This window comes from Pseudomonas quebecensis, assembly GCF_026410085.1.
GTDB classification, from domain to species: domain Bacteria; phylum Pseudomonadota; class Gammaproteobacteria; order Pseudomonadales; family Pseudomonadaceae; genus Aquipseudomonas; species Aquipseudomonas quebecensis.
The window spans coordinates 1,756,114-1,774,066 of record NZ_CP112866.1 but is presented as its reverse complement, the minus strand read 5'-3'; the positions used below and the strand labels follow the sequence as shown (position 1 = coordinate 1,774,066).

The window sequence follows — 17,953 nt, the reverse complement described above, 5'->3', positions numbered from 1 at the left end:
TGCTGCGCAGCCCAACGCGGGCGGTGCGACGATTCGACAAGCCCGCTCGCCACAGAGGACCGAGCGGCATCATTGCTCTTCAGGCGGCGGGGTGGGTTTTATCCAACGCCTTGTCCACCAGCAGTTGCACACCTTCGAGCATTCGGCATAGGCCCAACGCTACATTGCGCTGAGCCCCGTCAATTTCGAAGGCGAGGTGGGCGGCGATTTCGTTGATGGAAGCCAAGTCCTGGGAGGCGTTGACCAGCAAGGTTTCCGTGTCCAGGTCAGCGCGCAGGGTGAAGAGCCCGTCGCTGGGTTCGGGTGTTGGTTTTTCAGGGTTCAGGTAATGGTTGATCGCACGGTAGGCCACGTCGTGCAGGGTGCTGGAGTCGAAGTCTTGAGGGCCTGGGGGGTTTGGACTGTCTTTAATCATGGTGGAACTCCTACGAGAATGGAGCCGTCACGATTCGCGGTCAAACGAAATAGGGTGGCAGCTATACGCGGGTTGACCGACCGGCTCGTAGGAACTCCGGCATACCCTAAGGTATCCCGCGTACAGCTGCCGCGACACGATACAACAGACGTGAAAAAAACGCCTGAATCGGTGTTGGCAAAGGAGCACTACGAGGCGGACGGTCAAATCCGGTCGCTGAATTGGCAGCGACGGCCAGGAGGTTAGTCAGCGCAGTTCCGAGCGACAACCTGAAAGCCTTGTCGGAAAAGTCCGAGATCAACAATAGCGTCTTGTGGAGACCCAAACCCGTGTTTGCCAAACCACGCTCTATCAGAACGAACTGGAAGTGGCGCGAGGGACTGTCGACATCATGCCGGGCACGCGCGCGCAAGTAACACTGAGTGCACAGTTGCCGCAGGGCCGCGTGAAGTGGCAGATCGGCGTAGCGGATGGCACGCCGGCGGGTTTCCTTAACGCCAGTCGACTGGCGTCCGAACACCCTTCTGACTCACGCATGGCGCCCTGGAAACCGCTGATCTATACGGTGGGGAGCAGCCCGTTGACCGACTTTCCGGCCGTGCAGTGGCGAGACGTCAACTCCCCGACAAGGATCAATTTTCGCGTCCGGTAAGACGGGCGATGGTTTTTTAAGCCCTGCGTTTGTGTACGACTGTGTTCAATGGATTGAGCAGTAAAGACGAGGCTCGTAAACCACTGGAATCTTGCATAAGCCATTTCAGTCGACCGCATTCCTGTGCCCTGGTTTATTGAGCCGGCCGCAGCAACTGCATCTGCTGGCGATAATCATCCGTCACCTGCCTTGCCTGGCTGCTGCTGGTGATGACCCTTGGCGTGATCAACACGATCAGTTCGGTGCGGTCCTTGGATTTGCTGGTGTTGCCGAACAGCCAGCGCAACCCCGGAATTTTCCCGAGGTAAGGCACGGCACTGACACTCTCGGCGTTGTCCTGCTTGATCAGCCCTCCGAGCAATACCGTCTGCCCACTCTGCACCGCCACCTGGGTCGATACCGAGCGCGTGGAGATGCGTGGATTGTTTTGCGTGTCGCCATTGCTCGTCTGGTCCTGGGCATCGCTGACCTGCTGCTGGATATCCATGTACACCAGGCCACCCGGATTGATTCGCGGCACCACGTCGAGGATCACGCCGGTCTGCACATATTCAACACTGCTCAAGGTGGTATCGGAGGTGCCGGTATTCACCGTGGTCTGGCTGATGGGGATGTTGTCGCCCACCTGGATCTGCGCCGGCTGGTTATTCATCACCACCAGCGACGGTGCCGACAGCACTTGGGTGCGACCGTTGGTTTCCAGAGCGTGCAGCGCCACCTGCAGGTTGGAGCTGACGAAGGAATAGAACAATGAATCCGTCGCCCCCAGCCCTGCCCCGCCACCGCCCAGCGCACCCTGGCTCCCGGCGGCGTTGGCCACGGTGGTGCTGGTGGAATTACCGGCCAGGCGTCCCAGATACCACTGCACGCCGAGGTCCAGTTCGCCGGTGAGTTTGACTTCGAGGATGCGCGTCTCGATCTGCACTTGCAGCGGCGGGTTATCGAGGCGCTTGATCGCCGATTCGATCTCTTTCCATTGCACCGGGCGCGTGCGCACCAGCAGTTGGTTACTGCTCTTTTGCGCGGTGATGCGGGTACCGGCGTCGAGGCTTTTGGCCGGGGCGTCTTCGCTGGTGACCTGCTCGGCGTTGTCCTGCTCGGCTTCGGGCTCCTGCTCCTCTTCTTCTGCGGCGGGTTGGTTGCCATTGAGGTTGTTGCTCAGGCCGCCGGGCGTGCTGCCGGACGTACTGTTGGTGCCTGGCGAGGACAAGGTCGCGGTGCGCAAACCGGGGGCGACCTTGGCCGGAGCGTCGTCCTTGATCGCGCCCGTGCCGTAGATCTGCCGCAGGTACTTGGCCAGGTCGGTGGCCTTCATGTTGCGCACGTCATACACGTACATCTGCGGCTCGTTGCCGCCGCCCTCGTCGATGGTGTGGATCCAGTCACCGACTTCGCTGAGATACTGCGGTTGCGAGGAAATCGCCACTACCGAGTTGGTCCGTTCGATCGGCAGGAACCGCACCATGCCCGCCAACGGCATGCCGCTGTCGGGGCCGAACATCTTTTGCAGCTCGGGCATCAGCTCGGCCACCGAGGCGCGTTGCAGGCCGAACACGCCCACCGACATACCTTTGAGCCAGTCCACATCGAAGGTGTCGATGGTGTCCTGGTAGTTGGCCAACTCTTCCGGGGTGCCGGCCAGGCTCAGCACATTGCGCGCCGGGTCCACCAGCAAGAATGCATTTTCGCGGGCGAACGGTTTGAGCAGTTTCTGCATCTCGGTGGCCGAGATATAGCGCAGCGGAAATAGGCGCGCCGACAAGCCGCTGGACGGCTGGGCCACGCGCATCTGCGGCACCAGCTTGCCCGCCACCGCCTGGTTGGCCGGCAGGATCACGTAGCGGTTGCCTTGCCGGATCATGGCGTTATCGGTCCAGGACAGCAGGGTTTCGAGGATCGACAAGGCCTGCTGCTTATTCACCGGTTTGGAGGTGGAAAAACTGACGTTGCCTTTCACGCCCTGGGCGATGCTGTAGTTCTCGTGCAACAGGTCGCCCATCACGCTGTTAATCACCGCTTCAATGGGCTGGTCGGCGAAGTTGAACACGATGTCACCCCCGCCCTCCTCGCGGCCGGCGGGCGCCGCACTTGGCGAGCGGACGAAGGACTGATTGCCACGGATCAGTTGACGCTGAGGCGGGGTCTTCGCGCTGGGCTGGGTGCTGTCGAGCGGTGCCTGTTCAGCCGCCGGGGCCACCGGCGGGCGTTGCGAACCGGTGCCTTGCAGCGCCTCGTGCAACAGCGCCGGGTCGGCATCCAGGTGCTCGGGAAAGGTCCCGCAGCCACCGAGGGTGACGGCGGTGGCCAGGCAAAACGCAGTGGTGCGCAAAGCGCCAGGGAAAGTATCGATCAAGGGGTGGACTCGTGAGGAAGGGTAATCGGGGGCGTGGTGGACGGTGGCGGCAAACGCGGGGTATTCAGGCTCAGGGTGTGCGTGCGGCCATCCAGCACAAAACGGGCGTCGCGGGCGGTCAGCTGTTCGAGCCGCCAGCCGTTGGGCAAAGTCTGGCCCTGGTGGACTTTGAGCGGCGGGCCGTCCGCGCGCTTGAGCAGCGCCACCTGTACGTTGCCGTCCAGGATGATGCCGGTCAGCACCAGGCTCGACAGGTCGGACACACCCGCCTGGCCGACGGCGCGGTCGGGGCTGCGATCCGGGCTGAACAGCGGCGCCTGCCAGGTTCCGGCCAGGCTGTCGAGGCTGGCACTCGGTGCATTCAGCACCTTGGCCGCTGCCTGGGTGCGCGCATCGGGCGCAGGCGCCGGCAGCCATTCGGGCGCGTCGCCGATGCTGCTGAGAATGCCGACCATCAGCAGGCTCAACACCGCGGCAACGCCAAGCAGGAGCCATTCAACGGGGCGCAGTGCACTGATCATGGCTGCACCTGCCGCGCGCCCGCCGGTTGCAGGTAGCCGCGCACCAACAGGTGCACCACCAGCTTGCCGGCACCGCCACTGACCGGCGCGTTCGGCGCGCGGCGGATGCTCATTTCATCGACGAACAGAAACGGCCGCTGATATTCCAGCTCATGCACAATCGCGGTCAACGGCTCGATGGCGCAGTTGAGCGTGAGGCTGACCTTGACCTGGCGATAGGGCTCGCTGTCGTCCTGTTGAGGGGTGATCGGCATGCGCTGGGTCAGGCTGCAACCGCCGCCGACCGTGGCGCGGCTGTTGATCAGGTCGGCGATGCGTTGCATCAGGTCGGCGGCGACCGCGCTGGGGTCATCGCCCGGCAACAGGCTGGTGCTGCTGGCCGGGTCCTGGCGCGCCTGCTCCAATTGTTGACGCAGGCTATCGCCCTGGCGAAGCACGCCGGCGTAGCGTTGCTGTTGCTCACGCAGCTGTTCGGCCTGCTCGCTCATGGCGCGCAAGGGCCCGGCGAACCAGCTGTCGATCAACAGCCAGTAGACGGCTCCGAGCACCACGGCCAGGCCGATCAGGGCGGCGCCACGGCGTTCACGGGGTGTCAGCGGTCGGCGCATCAGCGGCCTCCTGGTGCAGGTGGGCGCGCAAGGAAAACTGATCCTTGCCGGTTTGCGCATCGGGTTGAATCACCCCTTCGAACTGGGCGTTTTCCAGGCTGCGGCAACCTTTGATTCGGGTGATCAACGCGCTGGCCTTGGCGCTTTGCCCGGAGAAGGACACCTCGGCGCCGTCGCTGACTTCCAACTGATCGAGCCAGGTGTCGGGCGGCAGGCACGCGGTCAGTTCATTGAGCAGCGCCGACAGCGGCGGTTGCGCCATTTTGCGGCGAATCAGGTATTGCGCGGCGCCCCGGGTATTGAGCAGTTGCTGGCGCAGCGCCTGAATCTCGGCCACCTGGTTTTTTTGCTCGCGCACACTCTGCTGCATGGCCTCCAAAACCCGCTGGCGGTCGTCGAGCCACAGCAGCATGGCACCGATCATCAAGGCGCCGCACAACCACGGCAGGCTGCGTTGCAGGCCCTTTCCGGGCGGGCGCTGGCGGCGGCGCAGCGGCAGCGGCAACACGTCTACACCAAGGGCGTTGCCCGTGGCGTCCTGCACATCCACCGCATGGGGCCGCAGCCCCAGATCGGCGCAGTCGGCGAGGATCTGGTCCAGACGCTCGCGCAGAACGGCTATCAGCGTTACTTCTACATAGGCTGGCGTGCGCCGCTCCTGGCGAACGACGAAATAAAGTTGCGCCGCCTCGAACGGGGTGAAGCGATCCAGTTCGTAGCCGACCACGGTAGACAGGTTGCGCGCGGCGGCCGGCGGCAGCCGCAGGGTTTGTATCAGCACCGTTTGCGCAGTCAGCACCAGCACCTGGCGCACCTCGCCCACCACGGGCGGTACGGCGGCGGTCAGCGGCCAGTGGTAGAGCCGGTCCGCAATATCGTGCAGCAACAACCAGCGCGGCAGGCAGCCGCGCAGTTCCTTGAGCCACAGCCGCCAGCCCTGTTGCAACAGGCTGCCACGCCAGCGCTGGGCGATAGGCGCCGTGAGCGGCCGCACGCGCGCCGCGAGGTAGTCATTCATTCTTGCCAACGGAGTACTCGATAAGGTTGCGCGCTGCCTTGCGCGGGGCTCAATAACACGGTGGCCTGCAACCGGGCGTGGTAGCCGCCGGGCCGTTCGGCGTGGCTGTCGATCACCAGCACCTCGCCGGGGTCGGCGCCCACCGCACTCAGGTGCGGCAGGTTCAAGGCACGGCGCATCAGGGCGCTGGCGAAGGCCGCATCGGGCCGGTCGAGGCCGCTCCACAGGCTGATCTCGGGGGCCAGCGCGCTGTACAGCGCCTGGGTCATGCCCGGCAACTGACGTACTTCTTCAACCACGCGAAACGGCGCCAGGCCCTGGTTGCGACGGGTCTCCAGGGCTCGCGCCATCTGGTTGGCCTGGGCCTGGCTGGCCCCGCAGGCCAGGGCCAGGCGGGCAAAATCGGCCACCTCGGCGCTGTTCAAATACAACTTGCCGCGCTCGCTGCGCAGGCTGACGCGCAATTGCGCATCGTCGAACACCAGTGGGATTTCGCGCCCATCGGCGATCCACTGTTTGCGCTGCTGCGAGTCGGCGAACGCCTGCATCGCCAGGGCAATCCCCGCTTCGGCGGCCAGCACCGCCTGGGTGTGCTGGCGATGCCACGCCGCCTGACGCGTCTGCAACTGCACCCAGCCGGCCAGGCCGCCCAGCAGCAGGCTGAGCAAGGCCAGCACCCACAGCACCAGCAGCAACGCGACACCGCGCTGATGGCGGATCATTCCGGAGCTCCGCTGGACAGGTTCAGGCGCAGCGCAATCACTTGGGTTACCCACGGCACCGGCCCGTTGACCTGCGCGGCAATACGCACCGTCTGGGGCAGCCGCCGCGACCACGGCCAGGCACTGATCCAGCCGGTGGGCTGGCCCGTGGGCGACAGGCCGCGATAGCTCAATTGCAAGTCCTCGACATCGCTGAGCAGCACCTGGGGCTCGCCGCGTGACGCCGGCACGCTGGCCTGGGCCGGCGTTTCAAAGCGCGCGAACGTCACCTGCAAATCCCGCGGCGCCGCGCCCGCGGTCAGTTGCAAGGTGAACCGCTGGATGCCGCCGCCGAGCACGCCGGGCAAGGTCGCGACAAATTGCATGCGCTGGGCGCTGCCGATGAAAAAACCGTCGGTCTGGCTGTCATCCTCGGTGACGTCCAGGGGCAGCGCCTCGCTGATCGAGCTGCGCAAAAATTGCTGCGCCGCGCGCATTTCATCCAGGCTCACCGTATACCGCTGCGCCTTGAGCACCGCCCGATTCGCTCCCAGCAGCGCACCGCCGACCAGCACCAGCAGCACCCCCAACAGGCTGATGACGATGAGGATTTCCAGCAAGGTAAAGCCCTGTTGTCGCGTGTTCACAGGCTCGCCCCGCGTAATTTCAGGGTGCTGAATTGCGCGCTGCGCGAGCCTTCGCGAACGCTCAGGTCGAGGCGGAACAGGTGCGGCTGGCCGGGGCGACCGGGTTGCTGGGCGATGCGCAACTGCCAGGCGATGCCGTCCAGTTCGCCCTGGCGCACACCGTTGGCGAGGGGCCCGGAGGCTTCCTGGTCCATCACGCTGAGGGCGGCGTGGCTGAGGCGGTCGCTGTGGGTCACTTGCAGCAGCGAACGGGCGCTTTGGCCAAAGGCGACCAGCAGCACCGTGCTGCACAGGGCCATCAGCAGCAGCGCGGCGAGCATTTCCAGCAAGGTGAAACCGCCCTGGTTTTTCATGGCAACGCCTTGGATAGCACGCTGCCGGTCAGCCAGCCGACGTCGATGCGCCAACGCCGCGTGCCGTGGGCCAGCAGCAGGTGGCCGCCGGTGGAGCTGCCGTCGGGGTAGAACTCAATCGCGGAGCCGGCCTGCTCGGCGGTGTGGAGGGTCACTTGCAGGTCGGCGGGCCAGTGTTTTGGCGGGCGATCCGGGGCCTGGAAACGGAGTGTTTTCAGGTCGAACAATGTACGTTGCGTGGCGCCACTGACAATCGCCCGCGCCCGTGTGCTGCGCAGCGCTTCAACCATCTGCCCCACCACCTGGCGCTCCTTCGCCGCGCGCAGGCCTTGTTGCAGACCAAACCCTACCAGGCCGGCCGCCAGGCTGATCAGCACGATCACCACCAGCATTTCCAGCAGGGTAAAGCCGCGTTGGCGGGTGGGCATGGGTTATTCCCAGTTGCCCAGGTCGGCGCTGTAGCCATCGCCGCCGGGCTGGCCGTCCTGGCCGTAGAAAATCAGGTCGAAGGCGCCGTGTTCGCCGGGGAAGCGATAACCGAAGGCGTGGCCGAACGGGTCTTTGAGGTCCGACGGTTTGGCATACGGGCCGGCCCAGCCGGTGCTGTTGGCGGGCTTGTCGACCAGTTGCTGCAAGGTCTTGGGCGGCGAGCCGACGTCCAGGCCATAGCTTTCGATCTTCATGCTCAGGCTGGCCAGTTGGGCCTTGCCCGCGCCGTACTTGCCCTTGTCGACGTTGCCGCCGACCTGGCGCACCACGATGGTCGCGACGATGCCCAGCAGCACGATCACCGCGAGCATTTCCAGCAAGGTAAAACCGCCCTGGCGGCGGGCGGGCTTGAATCGGGTATGACGCATGGGAGTGGGTCCTTGTGGGTTCATATATTGCTGGTCAGGCTCATCAGCGGCAGCATGATCGCGAGCATGATCACCGCCACCAGCACCGCCATGACCACGGTCAGCGACGGCACCAGCGCGGCCAGCAAGCGGTCGATGCCGCGCTTGGCTTCAACGTCGAACACGTCGGCGACCTTGAGCAACATGCCGTCCAGGTCGCCGGCCTGTTCGCCGACTTCAATCATTTGCAGGGCCAGGTCCGGCAGCAGCGGCTCGGTGCCGAACGCACTGGCCAGGGTGCCGCCGCCCTTGACCGACTCGGCGGCCTGGGCCACCTGGGCCTGCAGGGCGCGGTTGGTGCAAACCTGTCGCGCAATCACCAACGCGTGCAGCAGGGCCACGCCATTGCTGAGCAAGGTGCCCAGAGTGCGTGCCAGACGCGCCGCTTCGACCCGTTGCAGCAACGGGCCGATAACGCGCAGGCCAAGCACGCGGCGGTCAAATTGTTCACGGCGCCGAGGGTCTCGCAGGCGCGCGGCCAAGGCCCAGACCGTCACGATCAGCCCGGCCAGCACGGCCAATCCATAAGCGCCGAGAAATTGCCCAAGGCTCAGAATCACTTCGGTGATCAGCGGAATCGGCACGCCCAGGTCCTTGAAAATCGGCACAAACTGCGGCACCACGTAGGCCAGCAACAGCGCCAGCGAACCGAGCACGCCGACCACCAGAAACGCCGGATAGATCAGGGCGTTGATCACCTCGCCTCGCAGCAACTGGCTGCGTTCCAGGTAATCGCTGAGCTGGCGCAGGGTGTTTTCCAGGGCGCCGCCCGCTTCACCGGCGCGCACCATGCTCAGGTACAGCGGCGAGAACTGCCCACCCTCCTCTTCCAGGGCTTTCGATAACGGCTGGCCGGCCTTGACCTGTTCGCGGATGCGCTCGATCAGCGCGCGGGTCTGCGGTTGGCCGGGTTGTTTGAGCAGGATGCCGAGGGCGCGCTCCAGGGGTTGGCCGGCGCCGAGCAACGTGGCCAGTTGCTGGGTAAAGCTGACGAGGGCGGCGCCGTTGAGCTGGCCACGGCCCAGGGCTTTATGCAGGCCGCTCAGGCCGGCGGGGTCGACCTGCAACACCAGCAGGCCGCGCTTTTGCAACAGGGCCACGGCGGCGGGTTGATCCTTCGCATCGACGGTGCCGTTCTGCGGCGCACCCTGAGCATCGAGGGCGCGGTATTTGAACAGGCTCACGTGCCCTCCCCACGCGTCACACGCAGCACTTCTTCCAGCGAGGTCACGCCGGCCAGGGCCTGGCGTAAGCCTTCTTCATGCAGGGTGCGCAGACCGCTGCGACGCGCGGCCTGCTCCAGGGTGGCGGCGTCGGCCTGGCGCATCAGCAGGCTGCGCAGTTCGTCATTCATTACCAGCAATTCGGTGATCGCGCTGCGGCCGCGATAACCACCGGTGCCGGGGCGATAGAGCACAATCGGACGCTGGTCCGTCAGGCGGTCCAGCCCATGTTCTTCGACCAGTTCAGGCGGTGCTTCAAAGGCCACCCGCGTGGCCGGGTCAAGCCGGCGCACCAGGCGCTGAGCCAGAATGCCGTTGACCGTCGAGGCGATCAGGTAGCTCTCCACGCCCATGTCCAACAGGCGCGTGATACTCGCCGCCGCGCTGTTGGTGTGCAGGGTCGACAGCACCAGGTGCCCGGTCAATGAGGACTGGATGGCGATGCGGCAGGTCTCCAGGTCGCGGATCTCGCCGATCATGATCACGTCCGGGTCCTGACGCACGATGGAGCGCAGCGCCCCGGCAAAATCCAAGCCGATGGCGGGCTTGACCTGGATCTGGTTGATGCCTTCGAGCTGGTATTCCACCGGGTCTTCCACGGTGATGATCTTGCGCTCGGCGGTGTTGAGCCGCGACAGCGCGGTGTACAGCGTGGTGGTCTTGCCCGAGCCGGTCGGGCCGGTGACCAGCAGAATGCCGTGGGGCCGTTCCAGCACCTCGAGAAAAGTCTGCAGGCGCGCACCGTCAAAGCCCAGGCTCTGGAAATCGAAGCGCACGGTCTGCCGGTCGAGCAGGCGCATCACCACCGACTCGCCAAAACTGGTGGGCACCGTGGACACCCGCAGGTCCAGTTCCTTGCCTTGGATGCGCAGCATGATCCGCCCGTCCTGGGGCAGGCGGCGCTCGGCGATGTCCAGGCGCGCCATGATCTTGACCCGCGAAATCACCGCCGCCGAGGAACTGGACGGCGGTGCTTCGGCGTCGTGCAGCACGCCGTCGATGCGGTAGCGCACCTTGAGCTGGTTTTCGAACGGTTCGATATGAATGTCCGAGGCACGCTGCTCGACGGCGCGCTGCAGGATCAGGTTGACCAGGCGAATCACCGGCGCTTCAGAGGCCATGTCCTTGAGGTGCTCGATGTCTTCCAGCGCGCCGCCCTGTTCGTCGAGGTTTTCGATCAGGGTGCCCATGGCTGAGCGGCCCTGGCCGTAATAGCGCTCGATCAGAGTATCGACTTCGGTACGTGGCCCCACCGCCAGCCACACCGGCACGTCACAGGCGTACGCCAGGGCCTGGAACGCATACCGCTGGGCCGGGTTGGCCGACAGCACCGTCAACCCGCCGTGGCTCCAGCCGACCGGCACTATCTGGTAATGACGCATGAAGCGTTCGGTCAATACCGGCAACGGATCGAGCAACGCCGGCGCGACCTCGGCCGACAGCAGTGGCGCGCCGAGCAGATCTGCCCAGGCGCGGGCCAGTTCGACCTCGGAGACCAGCCCCAGGCGGGTCAGCAGGCCGAGCAGTTCGTCGTCGGCGGACTCCTGGGCCAGGCGACGGGCGCGCTCCAGATCGACGGTCTTCAACCCGGCGTGATGCATCAGCCACGCGCAAACCTGTTCGGTGTGCGGGATGGGCAATTGGCAGGCATCGATGGGCGTCGAAGGGCTGGGCATGGGTGACTGTCTGAGGGGCTATGTTCTAAGGGCTATGGAGAAACCGTGTCAGGAGTGGGCTCGCCCACTCCTGCAGGGGAGCGCGTTTGCCCGTCAGTTCGAGGCTTTGGGCGCGGTTTGGCTGCTGTTCAGCGGTCGCCCGCCCTTGGTGGTTTCGGCCTTCTGCTTTTTCGCGGCCTTGGCGTCGTGGGCCTGGGTCAACACGGTGGAATCGGCAGCGCCGGACTTGGCGTCGGCGTCGGTGGACTCAGCCGCCATGGCCGCGCCACTCAGCGCGACGCCCAGCACAAAACCGGCACCTAACAGGGAAACTTTCATAAACATTCTCCAGATAAAAACAGCAGGCCGCTCCAGTGGCGCCTTGAACGCGTTCAAGACCCTACACCAAAGCAGTGGGTAAAACAGCTTGTATAAAACATGGCACATTAGAACTACCGGACAAAGCCACTAGTTCGCCATGACGCAATGAATTTTCTTAAACCAATCGACTTGTAGGTTTAGTCTTAGTTCCGAAACGTAAGGAATTATTTCTAATTTCACGCAAAAATTAGCTTTTGTTTGACTTATAACCGCAAGAATTGCCTTAATTGTGCGGTTTTTGCGGTTCAAAATGCCATCGCGTGATATCGCTTAGACACTACTCACAACAATAACTCACACTTTTAATTAACTAATAAACCCGCGAATTTCGCCAAGTAGTTGCAATTAGCCATCGGTTAAAAATTGCGATCAAGGGCAACTATTGCCCAGAAAAAAGTGACGAGCGTGCCCTGAATGACACACGTCTCGTCGCGCCATGTTGAATGACCATTGTCGGAGAGAGCCATGAATAAACGCAAAATGATCGGTGCGCAGTCGGCGTTAGCCCTGCTGGCAATGGCGGTGTCCCAAGTGCATGCCGCCACCAGCCCGGCGCTGGACGAAGGACGGATGAGCCGCGCCGAAAAAGCCGCGGATAAAACCCTGGCGAAGATGACCATGGAAGAAAAGCTCGCCTACATCGGCGGCATCGGTGGCTGGGACGTCAAACCGCTGAGCCAATACGGCATCCCGCAGATCCACGGCGCCGACGGCGGCGTAGGCGTGCGCTACACCAGCGAAGGCAACGCCCAGGGCGTGGTGTACCCGTCCGGGCCTAACCTGGCCGCGAGCTGGAACCCGCGCCGCGCCATCGACCTGGGCCGCGCGCTGGGGTATGACACCGCCAGTGGCGGCTATCAGTTCGTCACCGGCCCCGGCGTGAACCTGTACCGCATGCCCTACAGCGGCCGTGCGTTCGAGTATCTATCCGGTGAAGACCCGTTCCTCGGCGCCAGCCTGGGCCCCGCTGTCATCAACGGCATCCAGTCCCGCGGCGTGTGGGCCAACGCCAAGCATTTCGCGGCCAACGACCAGGAAAGCAACCGCTTCCACCTCGACGAAATCATCAGCGAGCGCGTACTGCGCGAGATGACATTGCCGCCGTTCGAGTCCGCCTCCAAGAACAGCAAAGTCGCGATGATGATGTGCGCGTTCCAGAAGGTGAACGGTGAGTTTGCCTGCCAGAACAAACACCTGATGCGTGACATTCTGAAAACCGAATGGGGCTATCCGGGCTTCGTGCAGAGCGACTACAACGCGGTGGTCAACGGCCTGCCCGCGGCCCAGGCCGGCACTGACCTGGACATGATGGGTTACCAGATGAACAGCACGGTACTCAAGCCGTATCTGGACAGCGGCGAGCTGAGCAGCGCGACCATCGACGACAAAGTGCGGCGCATCCTCAAGCAGATCTACCTGTACAAATTCGACAGCAAGGCGCCGTTGACCAGCCATAACATGAACAGCGCCACCAGCAACCGCGTGGCGCTCAATGCCGCGCGCGAAGGCATTGTGCTGCTGAAGAACCAGAACAACCTGCTGCCGCTGGATGCGAAGAAGGTCAAGCGCATCGCTGTGGTCGGCAGCCTCGCCAAGTACGCGCCACCCACTGGTTTCGGCAGCGCCAACGTGATGGCCGCCAACTACATCAGCGAGCTGAGCGGCCTGCAGCAACTGGCACCGGGCGCCAAGGTGGAGTTCATCGATGGGCTGTCCCTGGACCCGACCACCTCGACCTGGACCCATGTCGACAGCGACGGCAAGCCGGTCAAAGGTCTGAAGACCGAGTTCTTCAGCAACACCAACTGGTCCGGCGAGCCGGCCGCCAGCCGCACCGACCAGCACGTCGACCTGGACTGGTCCACCGACAGCCTGCCGGTCAATGGCGACACCGGCGCGACGTCGATTCGCTACAGCGGGCAGATCACCCCGACCGTCAGCGGCGAGCAGGTGTTTAAGGTGCGCGCCGACGGCGCGGTGCGCCTGTACGTCAACGGTCAGAAAATCCTCGACAATGGCGACGGTAAACCGCTGCCTAACAACAGCATTCCGCCGACCATTCCGGTGTTTGCCAAACTCAAGCTGGAAGCCGGCAAGCCGGTCGATATCAAGCTGGAATATTCGCGCCGCAACGGCTACCTCTCGACCATGGGCGGCCTGGTCGGCGTGCAGATGAGCTGGGCCTCGCTGGTCGCGCCACAGGAGCTGGCCAACTACGACGCGGTATTGGTGGCCGCCGGTAACAGCAACGAGTACGAAGGCGAAGGGTTCGACCATAGTTTCGATCTGCCCGAATACCAGAACCTGCTGATTCAAAACATCGCCAAGGTCAACCCGAACACTGTCGTCACCCTGCACGGCGGCACCGGCTTGAAGATGAGTGACTGGGTCGACCAGGTGCCGGCTGCGCTGCATGCGTTCTACCCTGGGCAGAACGGCGGCCAGGCGCTGGCGGAGATCCTGCTGGGCAAGGTCAACCCGTCGGCCAAGTTGCCGATCAGCATTGAGCGTAACATCGAAGACAACCCGATCTACGCGACCTTCCCCACATTCGACAACCAGGAGAAACTGGACCGGATGAGCTACAAGGACGACCTGTTCCTGGGCTATCGCGGCTATGAGAAAAAAGGCATCAAGCCGCTCTATCCGTTCGGCTATGGCTTGTCGTACACCACCTTCGGCTACAGCAATATCAGCGTCACGCCTGGGGTGGCGGTGGCCGGTGCGCCGATCAAAGTCTCGTTCGACCTGGCCAACACCGGCAAGGTCGGCGGTGCCGAAGTCGCGCAGTTGTATGTAGGCCAGAACAACCCGAAAGTCGAACGCGCGCTGAAGGAACTCAAAGGCTACAAAAAAGTGTTCCTCAAGCCGGGCGAGAGCAAGCGCGTCACCATCGAGCTCAATGACCGCTCGCTGGCCTACTACGACGTGGCGAGCAAGCACTGGGTGGTGGATGCCGACAGCTTCACCCTGTCGGTGGGCGCATCGTCCCAGGACATTCGCCTGAACGCCAAGCTGGTCAACCCGTTCCGCCAGGAACTGTCGACCGGCACCAGCAACCCGCTGCCGCGTTCGGCGCTGAACTCGACGTTGCGTGAATCGACGGTCAAGACCGGCGGCGTGCTGCATCAAAACCAGGGCGACAGCGGTACCAGCGACGGTGATGGCTACGACATGAGTGATGACAGCAGCCAGGGCAGCGCTGCGGGCAACTGATCCAGTGCGGCCGGGTGTGGGTGAGCCTGCGCCCTCCCACATTTGACCCGCGCTCGGTTCAGGTTCTGATGGCCGCTTCGACCCGCGCCAGGTAGGTATCGAAGCGCGCCACCAGGTCCACGCGCGCGGGAAACCGCAGCCATTGGATTTGCAGGCCATCCATCATGGCCAGGATTTCTTCCACCAGCCCAGGGATGTCTACATCGCTGCGCACCTCCCCCGCTGCCACCAGCTCGGCGAACTGGTTTTGCAACCGTGCGTGAATCCCCGCATACCGTTCCTGGAACCACGACCAGGCAGGCTGCGTATCGAGCAGGCTTTCGGCATTCAAGATCGTAAAGGCGCGCACCACGCCCGGCGCCGTAGCATTCGAACGATTGATCGCCCGCAGGCTGCCGAGCAGACCGCTCAGGGATTTTTCCGCGCGCACTTGATCGGCAATGCGCTGGTTGACCTCATCGCGGCGTTGCAACACGCCCATCAGCAGCGAAATCTTGCTGGGAAAGTGGTGCAGCAGACCCGCCACGGACAGCCCCGCAATCGCTGCCACCCGAGCCACGGACGCACCGCTGTAGCCTTCCAGGGAAAACACCTGCAAGGCCGCATCCAGCAGCGCTTCGCGGCGTTTTTCACCTTTGGGTGCGCGACGGGTCTTGGGGGCGGGCTCGGTCATGGGGGTATCCTGAGGGGCAGGCATGCACCCTATCCAAATTGCCCCTGGGCCGCAATTCGAAAAGGCGCTGGCGCATTGCGCACGAAGCCGGTGCGACGATTCGACTTGCCTTCGACAGCCATGGGTAGCTGTACAAGCTTAAAGGCTGACACATAACGCTGTGGTGAGCGGGCTTGCTGTGGTGAGCAAGCCCGCTTCTCCATGCCGATCTGCCTTTAGAAATCGACGGTGGCGGAGAGCAGGTAGGTGCGCGGCGTCGAGAGGGTCAGCCCCGGTTCGCTGTCGTCCGAGGCGCCCGCCGAGCTCCAGTAGCGTTTGTCGGCGACGTTCTCCACGTTGGCGCGCAGGGTGATGTGTTTGTCATCCACCTTGAATGCGTAGCGCGCGCCGACATCGATGCGGTTCCAGGCGTCGATTTCCTTGACGTTGGACTGGTCCAGGTATTGCGAGCTGGAATGGATGCCGCGGCTGGTCAGGGTCAGGCCTTCGAGGGTTGGCACATCCCACTCGGCACCGAGGTTGACGTTGTACTTGGGCGTGGCCGGCGCACGGTTGCCGTCGAAAGTGCCGTTGGTGGTGTTTTTCAGTTCGCTGTCGATGTACATCACGCCGCCCAGCAGGCGCACGCCCTTGAGCGGTTCGCCGAACACACTCAGCTCCACACCGTCGTTCTGGCGCTTGCCGTTGGGGCCGAATACGCGGGTGGTGGCGTTGGTCTCGTAGGCCGGCTGCTTGATGCGAAATACGGCGGCGGTCACCGCGAAGGCACCGGCGTCGTACTTGGCGCCCACTTCCACCTGGCGGCTGATGAACGGCGCGAAGATCTGGTCTTCGTTGACCGAGGTGGACGGCGCGATCTTGCCCTGGCTCAGGCCTTCCATGTAGTTGGCGTACAGCGACAGTTTGTCGGTGGCCTTGAACAGCAGGCCGCCCGAAGGCGAGATTTTTTCTTCGTCGTAAGCGGTGTCGCCTTTGACGCCGTCGCTCCAGTCGTCGACCTTCACCCGCTGCCAGCGCGCACCCAGGGTGAGCAGCAGGCGATCGTCGAAAAAGCCCAGGGTGTCGGACAACGCCAGGCCGCTGAACGTGTTCTCGGTGTAGACCTTGGCGTCCTGGCGCGTAGGCGTTGACGGCGTCGGCGTTTGCACCGGGTCGTACAGGTTGCTCGGCGCGGCCGCATAGCGCGCGCCGCCGTTGGTGAAGTCCATATAGAAATAGCTGGCCGCCAGGTTGACCTCATGGGTCACCGGCCCGGTGTGGAACCAGTTGCGCACGCCCGCTGTGGCGGTGCGTACGTTTTCATCGCGGGTGAAGTCGCGCGGCTGCACACTGAACGCGCCGGCCGCATTGCTGACGGATACCGCATGGCGCAGGAAATCGTGATTGCTTTTGCGCGCGCCGACACCCCCGTAGAGCATCACGTTATCGCTGAGGTCGAACTCGCCGTTGACCGTGCCGAACGTGTCGTTGGTGCGTGCCTTGCTCCAGGATTGCGCATAGTTGCGGCGTACATCGCTGGCGCGGGGCACCGGGGCGGCGGCGGCGACTTGCACGCGCTCCTGGGGCGCATCGGTGCCGCGCTCGGTGTGGCCGATATCGGTGGAAAGGCGCAGGCGCTCGCCGCGAAAATCCAGGCCCAGTACCGCCATCTCGCGGTCGACGCTCTGGTGGTCCCATTCGGTATCGCCGGACTGTTTCACGCCGTTGAAACGCAGGCCGAACTGATTGTCCTCGCCGAAGCGCCGGCCCACATCCACCGCGCCGCCGGCCTGGCTGTCGGAAGCCCAGGTGCCGGTGAGCGAGGTGATGTCCTTGTCGGTGGCACGCTTGGGCACCACGTTGATGCCACCGCCGACGCTGCCTCGCGGCGAGATGCCGTTGATCAACTGGCTCGGGCCTTTGAGGATATCGACGCGGTCGGCCATTTCCATGTCGATGCTATAGGTAGGCAGCACGCCGTACAGGCCGTTGTAGGCCACATCGCTGTTGAACAGGCTGAACCCCCGGATGGTGAATTGCTCGTAGCGTCCACCGGCCGGGTTGGTGGCGCGCACCGAGGGGTCGCTGGCGATCAGGTCGCCGAGGGTGCGCGCCTGCTGGTTTTTCACCGCTTCCTGGGTGTAGGTGGTGATGCTGAACGGGGTCTCCATGAAGTCCCGCGTGCCCAGCAGCCCCTGGGAGCCACGTCGCGCCACCTGGCCGCCGGAATAGCTGTCGCCGTCGTACAGGCCGGTGGTGCCGAGAATCGAGGTGGGCGCCAGTTCCAGGCTGCTGCCGTCCGGCTGGGGCACCAGCATGTAGGCCTGCTCGCCCATGGGTTGCAGTTGCAGGCCGGAGCCTTGCAGCAGGCGCGCGAAGCCCTCCTCCACGCCATACTCGCCGGACAGGCCGGCGCTGCTGCGCCCGCTGACGAGCGCCGGGTCCACCGACAGGTTAACGCCCGCCAGCCCTGCAAACCGGGTCAATGCCGCGCTCAGGCTGCCGGCCGGCACCTGATAGCTGCGGCGCGCGGCGCTGTCTTCGGCATAGCTGACGGGGACGAACAACGGGCTGGTACTCAGGCTCACCAGCAGGCTCAGTTTCAGCAAAGGGCGCAAGCGCAGGGGTCGGAAAACGGGCATTGGAGAAGCTCTCGATTTTG

17 protein-coding genes are annotated in these 17,953 nt (G+C 64.0%); 2 read left to right on the top strand and 15 right to left on the bottom strand.

What is annotated here, in order from left to right; genetic code table 11:
• Window positions 1-79: 79 nt before the first annotated feature.
• Window positions 80-415, bottom strand: a complete 336-nt coding sequence (locus OSC50_RS08410; RefSeq protein ID WP_266246081.1) for a DUF6124 family protein — start codon at window positions 413-415, stop codon at window positions 80-82.
• A 313-nt stretch (window positions 416-728) separates the two neighbouring features.
• Here OSC50_RS08410 and OSC50_RS08405 point away from each other — a divergent pair, with 313 nt between their 5' ends.
• On the top strand, window positions 729-1,067 hold the full coding sequence (locus OSC50_RS08405; protein WP_266246083.1) for a polysaccharide lyase family protein: 339 nt from the start codon (window positions 729-731) through the stop codon (window positions 1,065-1,067).
• A gap of 133 nt (window positions 1,068-1,200) precedes the next feature.
• Here the strand turns inward: OSC50_RS08405 and gspD are convergent, their stop codons facing one another.
• The 12 genes from gspD to OSC50_RS08345 all read right to left on the bottom strand — a co-directional run bounded on the left by gspD (window position 1,201) and on the right by OSC50_RS08345 (window position 11,381).
• Window positions 1,201-3,420: a type II secretion system secretin GspD gene (gspD, locus tag OSC50_RS08400; protein ID WP_266246085.1), complete on the bottom strand. Its 2,220-nt coding sequence runs from the start codon at window positions 3,418-3,420 to the stop codon at window positions 1,201-1,203.
• Window positions 3,417-3,941 (bottom strand): general secretion pathway protein GspN, encoded by a 525-nt coding sequence (locus OSC50_RS08395; protein WP_253508469.1) that lies wholly within the window; start codon window positions 3,939-3,941, stop codon window positions 3,417-3,419. The genes gspD and OSC50_RS08395 overlap by 4 nt, the downstream gene beginning before the upstream one ends.
• Entirely contained in the window at window positions 3,938-4,549 is a 612-nt protein-coding gene (gene gspM / locus OSC50_RS08390; protein ID WP_181081280.1) for a type II secretion system protein GspM, read from the bottom strand. The genes OSC50_RS08395 and gspM overlap by 4 nt, the downstream gene beginning before the upstream one ends.
• The gene (locus OSC50_RS08385; RefSeq protein ID WP_266246087.1) at window positions 4,524-5,567 is read right to left on the bottom strand and encodes a PilN domain-containing protein; all 1,044 of its coding nucleotides are present in this window, start codon (window positions 5,565-5,567) and stop codon (window positions 4,524-4,526) included. The genes gspM and OSC50_RS08385 overlap by 26 nt, the downstream gene beginning before the upstream one ends.
• Window positions 5,564-6,289 carry a type II secretion system protein GspK gene (locus tag OSC50_RS08380; protein WP_266246089.1) on the bottom strand — a complete coding sequence of 242 codons (726 nt, stop codon included), beginning with the start codon at window positions 6,287-6,289 and terminating at the stop codon, window positions 5,564-5,566. Before OSC50_RS08380 ends, OSC50_RS08385 begins: the two co-directional genes overlap by 4 nt.
• Window positions 6,286-6,915: a type II secretion system protein GspJ gene (locus OSC50_RS08375; protein WP_266246091.1), complete on the bottom strand. Its 630-nt coding sequence runs from the start codon at window positions 6,913-6,915 to the stop codon at window positions 6,286-6,288. Before OSC50_RS08375 ends, OSC50_RS08380 begins: the two co-directional genes overlap by 4 nt.
• Window positions 6,912-7,268 carry a prepilin-type N-terminal cleavage/methylation domain-containing protein gene (locus OSC50_RS08370; RefSeq protein ID WP_181081276.1) on the bottom strand — a complete coding sequence of 119 codons (357 nt, stop codon included), beginning with the start codon at window positions 7,266-7,268 and terminating at the stop codon, window positions 6,912-6,914. The genes OSC50_RS08375 and OSC50_RS08370 overlap by 4 nt, the downstream gene beginning before the upstream one ends.
• Complete coding sequence (locus tag OSC50_RS08365; protein WP_253508476.1) at window positions 7,265-7,696, bottom strand: type II secretion system protein; 432 nt, start codon at window positions 7,694-7,696, stop codon at window positions 7,265-7,267. Before OSC50_RS08365 ends, OSC50_RS08370 begins: the two co-directional genes overlap by 4 nt.
• Window positions 7,697-7,699: 3 nt before the next feature.
• Window positions 7,700-8,125, bottom strand: a complete 426-nt coding sequence (gene gspG, locus OSC50_RS08360) for a type II secretion system major pseudopilin GspG (RefSeq protein ID WP_181081274.1) — start codon at window positions 8,123-8,125, stop codon at window positions 7,700-7,702.
• 20 nt (window positions 8,126-8,145) lie between these two features.
• Window positions 8,146-9,348, bottom strand: coding sequence for a type II secretion system inner membrane protein GspF (gene gspF / locus OSC50_RS08355; RefSeq protein ID WP_266246094.1), 1,203 nt, complete (start codon window positions 9,346-9,348; stop codon window positions 8,146-8,148).
• Entirely contained in the window at window positions 9,345-11,063 is a 1,719-nt protein-coding gene (gene gspE, locus OSC50_RS08350; protein ID WP_266246096.1) for a type II secretion system ATPase GspE, read from the bottom strand. The genes gspF and gspE overlap by 4 nt, the downstream gene beginning before the upstream one ends.
• A gap of 93 nt (window positions 11,064-11,156) precedes the next feature.
• Window positions 11,157-11,381, bottom strand: coding sequence for a hypothetical protein (locus OSC50_RS08345; RefSeq protein ID WP_181081271.1), 225 nt, complete (start codon window positions 11,379-11,381; stop codon window positions 11,157-11,159).
• A 507-nt stretch (window positions 11,382-11,888) separates the two neighbouring features.
• Here OSC50_RS08345 and OSC50_RS08340 point away from each other — a divergent pair.
• On the top strand, window positions 11,889-14,639 hold the full coding sequence (locus tag OSC50_RS08340; RefSeq protein WP_266246099.1) for a beta-glucosidase: 2,751 nt from the start codon (window positions 11,889-11,891) through the stop codon (window positions 14,637-14,639).
• Between the two features lie 58 nt (window positions 14,640-14,697).
• On the opposite strand, the gene OSC50_RS08335 is transcribed toward OSC50_RS08340, so the two are convergent.
• Together OSC50_RS08335 and OSC50_RS08330 are read right to left on the bottom strand one after the other, a co-directional pair.
• Complete coding sequence (locus OSC50_RS08335) at window positions 14,698-15,312, bottom strand: TetR/AcrR family transcriptional regulator (protein WP_181081269.1); 615 nt, start codon at window positions 15,310-15,312, stop codon at window positions 14,698-14,700.
• A 215-nt stretch (window positions 15,313-15,527) separates the two neighbouring features.
• Window positions 15,528-17,933 (bottom strand): TonB-dependent receptor, encoded by a 2,406-nt coding sequence (locus tag OSC50_RS08330; RefSeq protein ID WP_266246101.1) that lies wholly within the window; start codon window positions 17,931-17,933, stop codon window positions 15,528-15,530.
• Window positions 17,934-17,953: the final 20 nt, after the last annotated feature.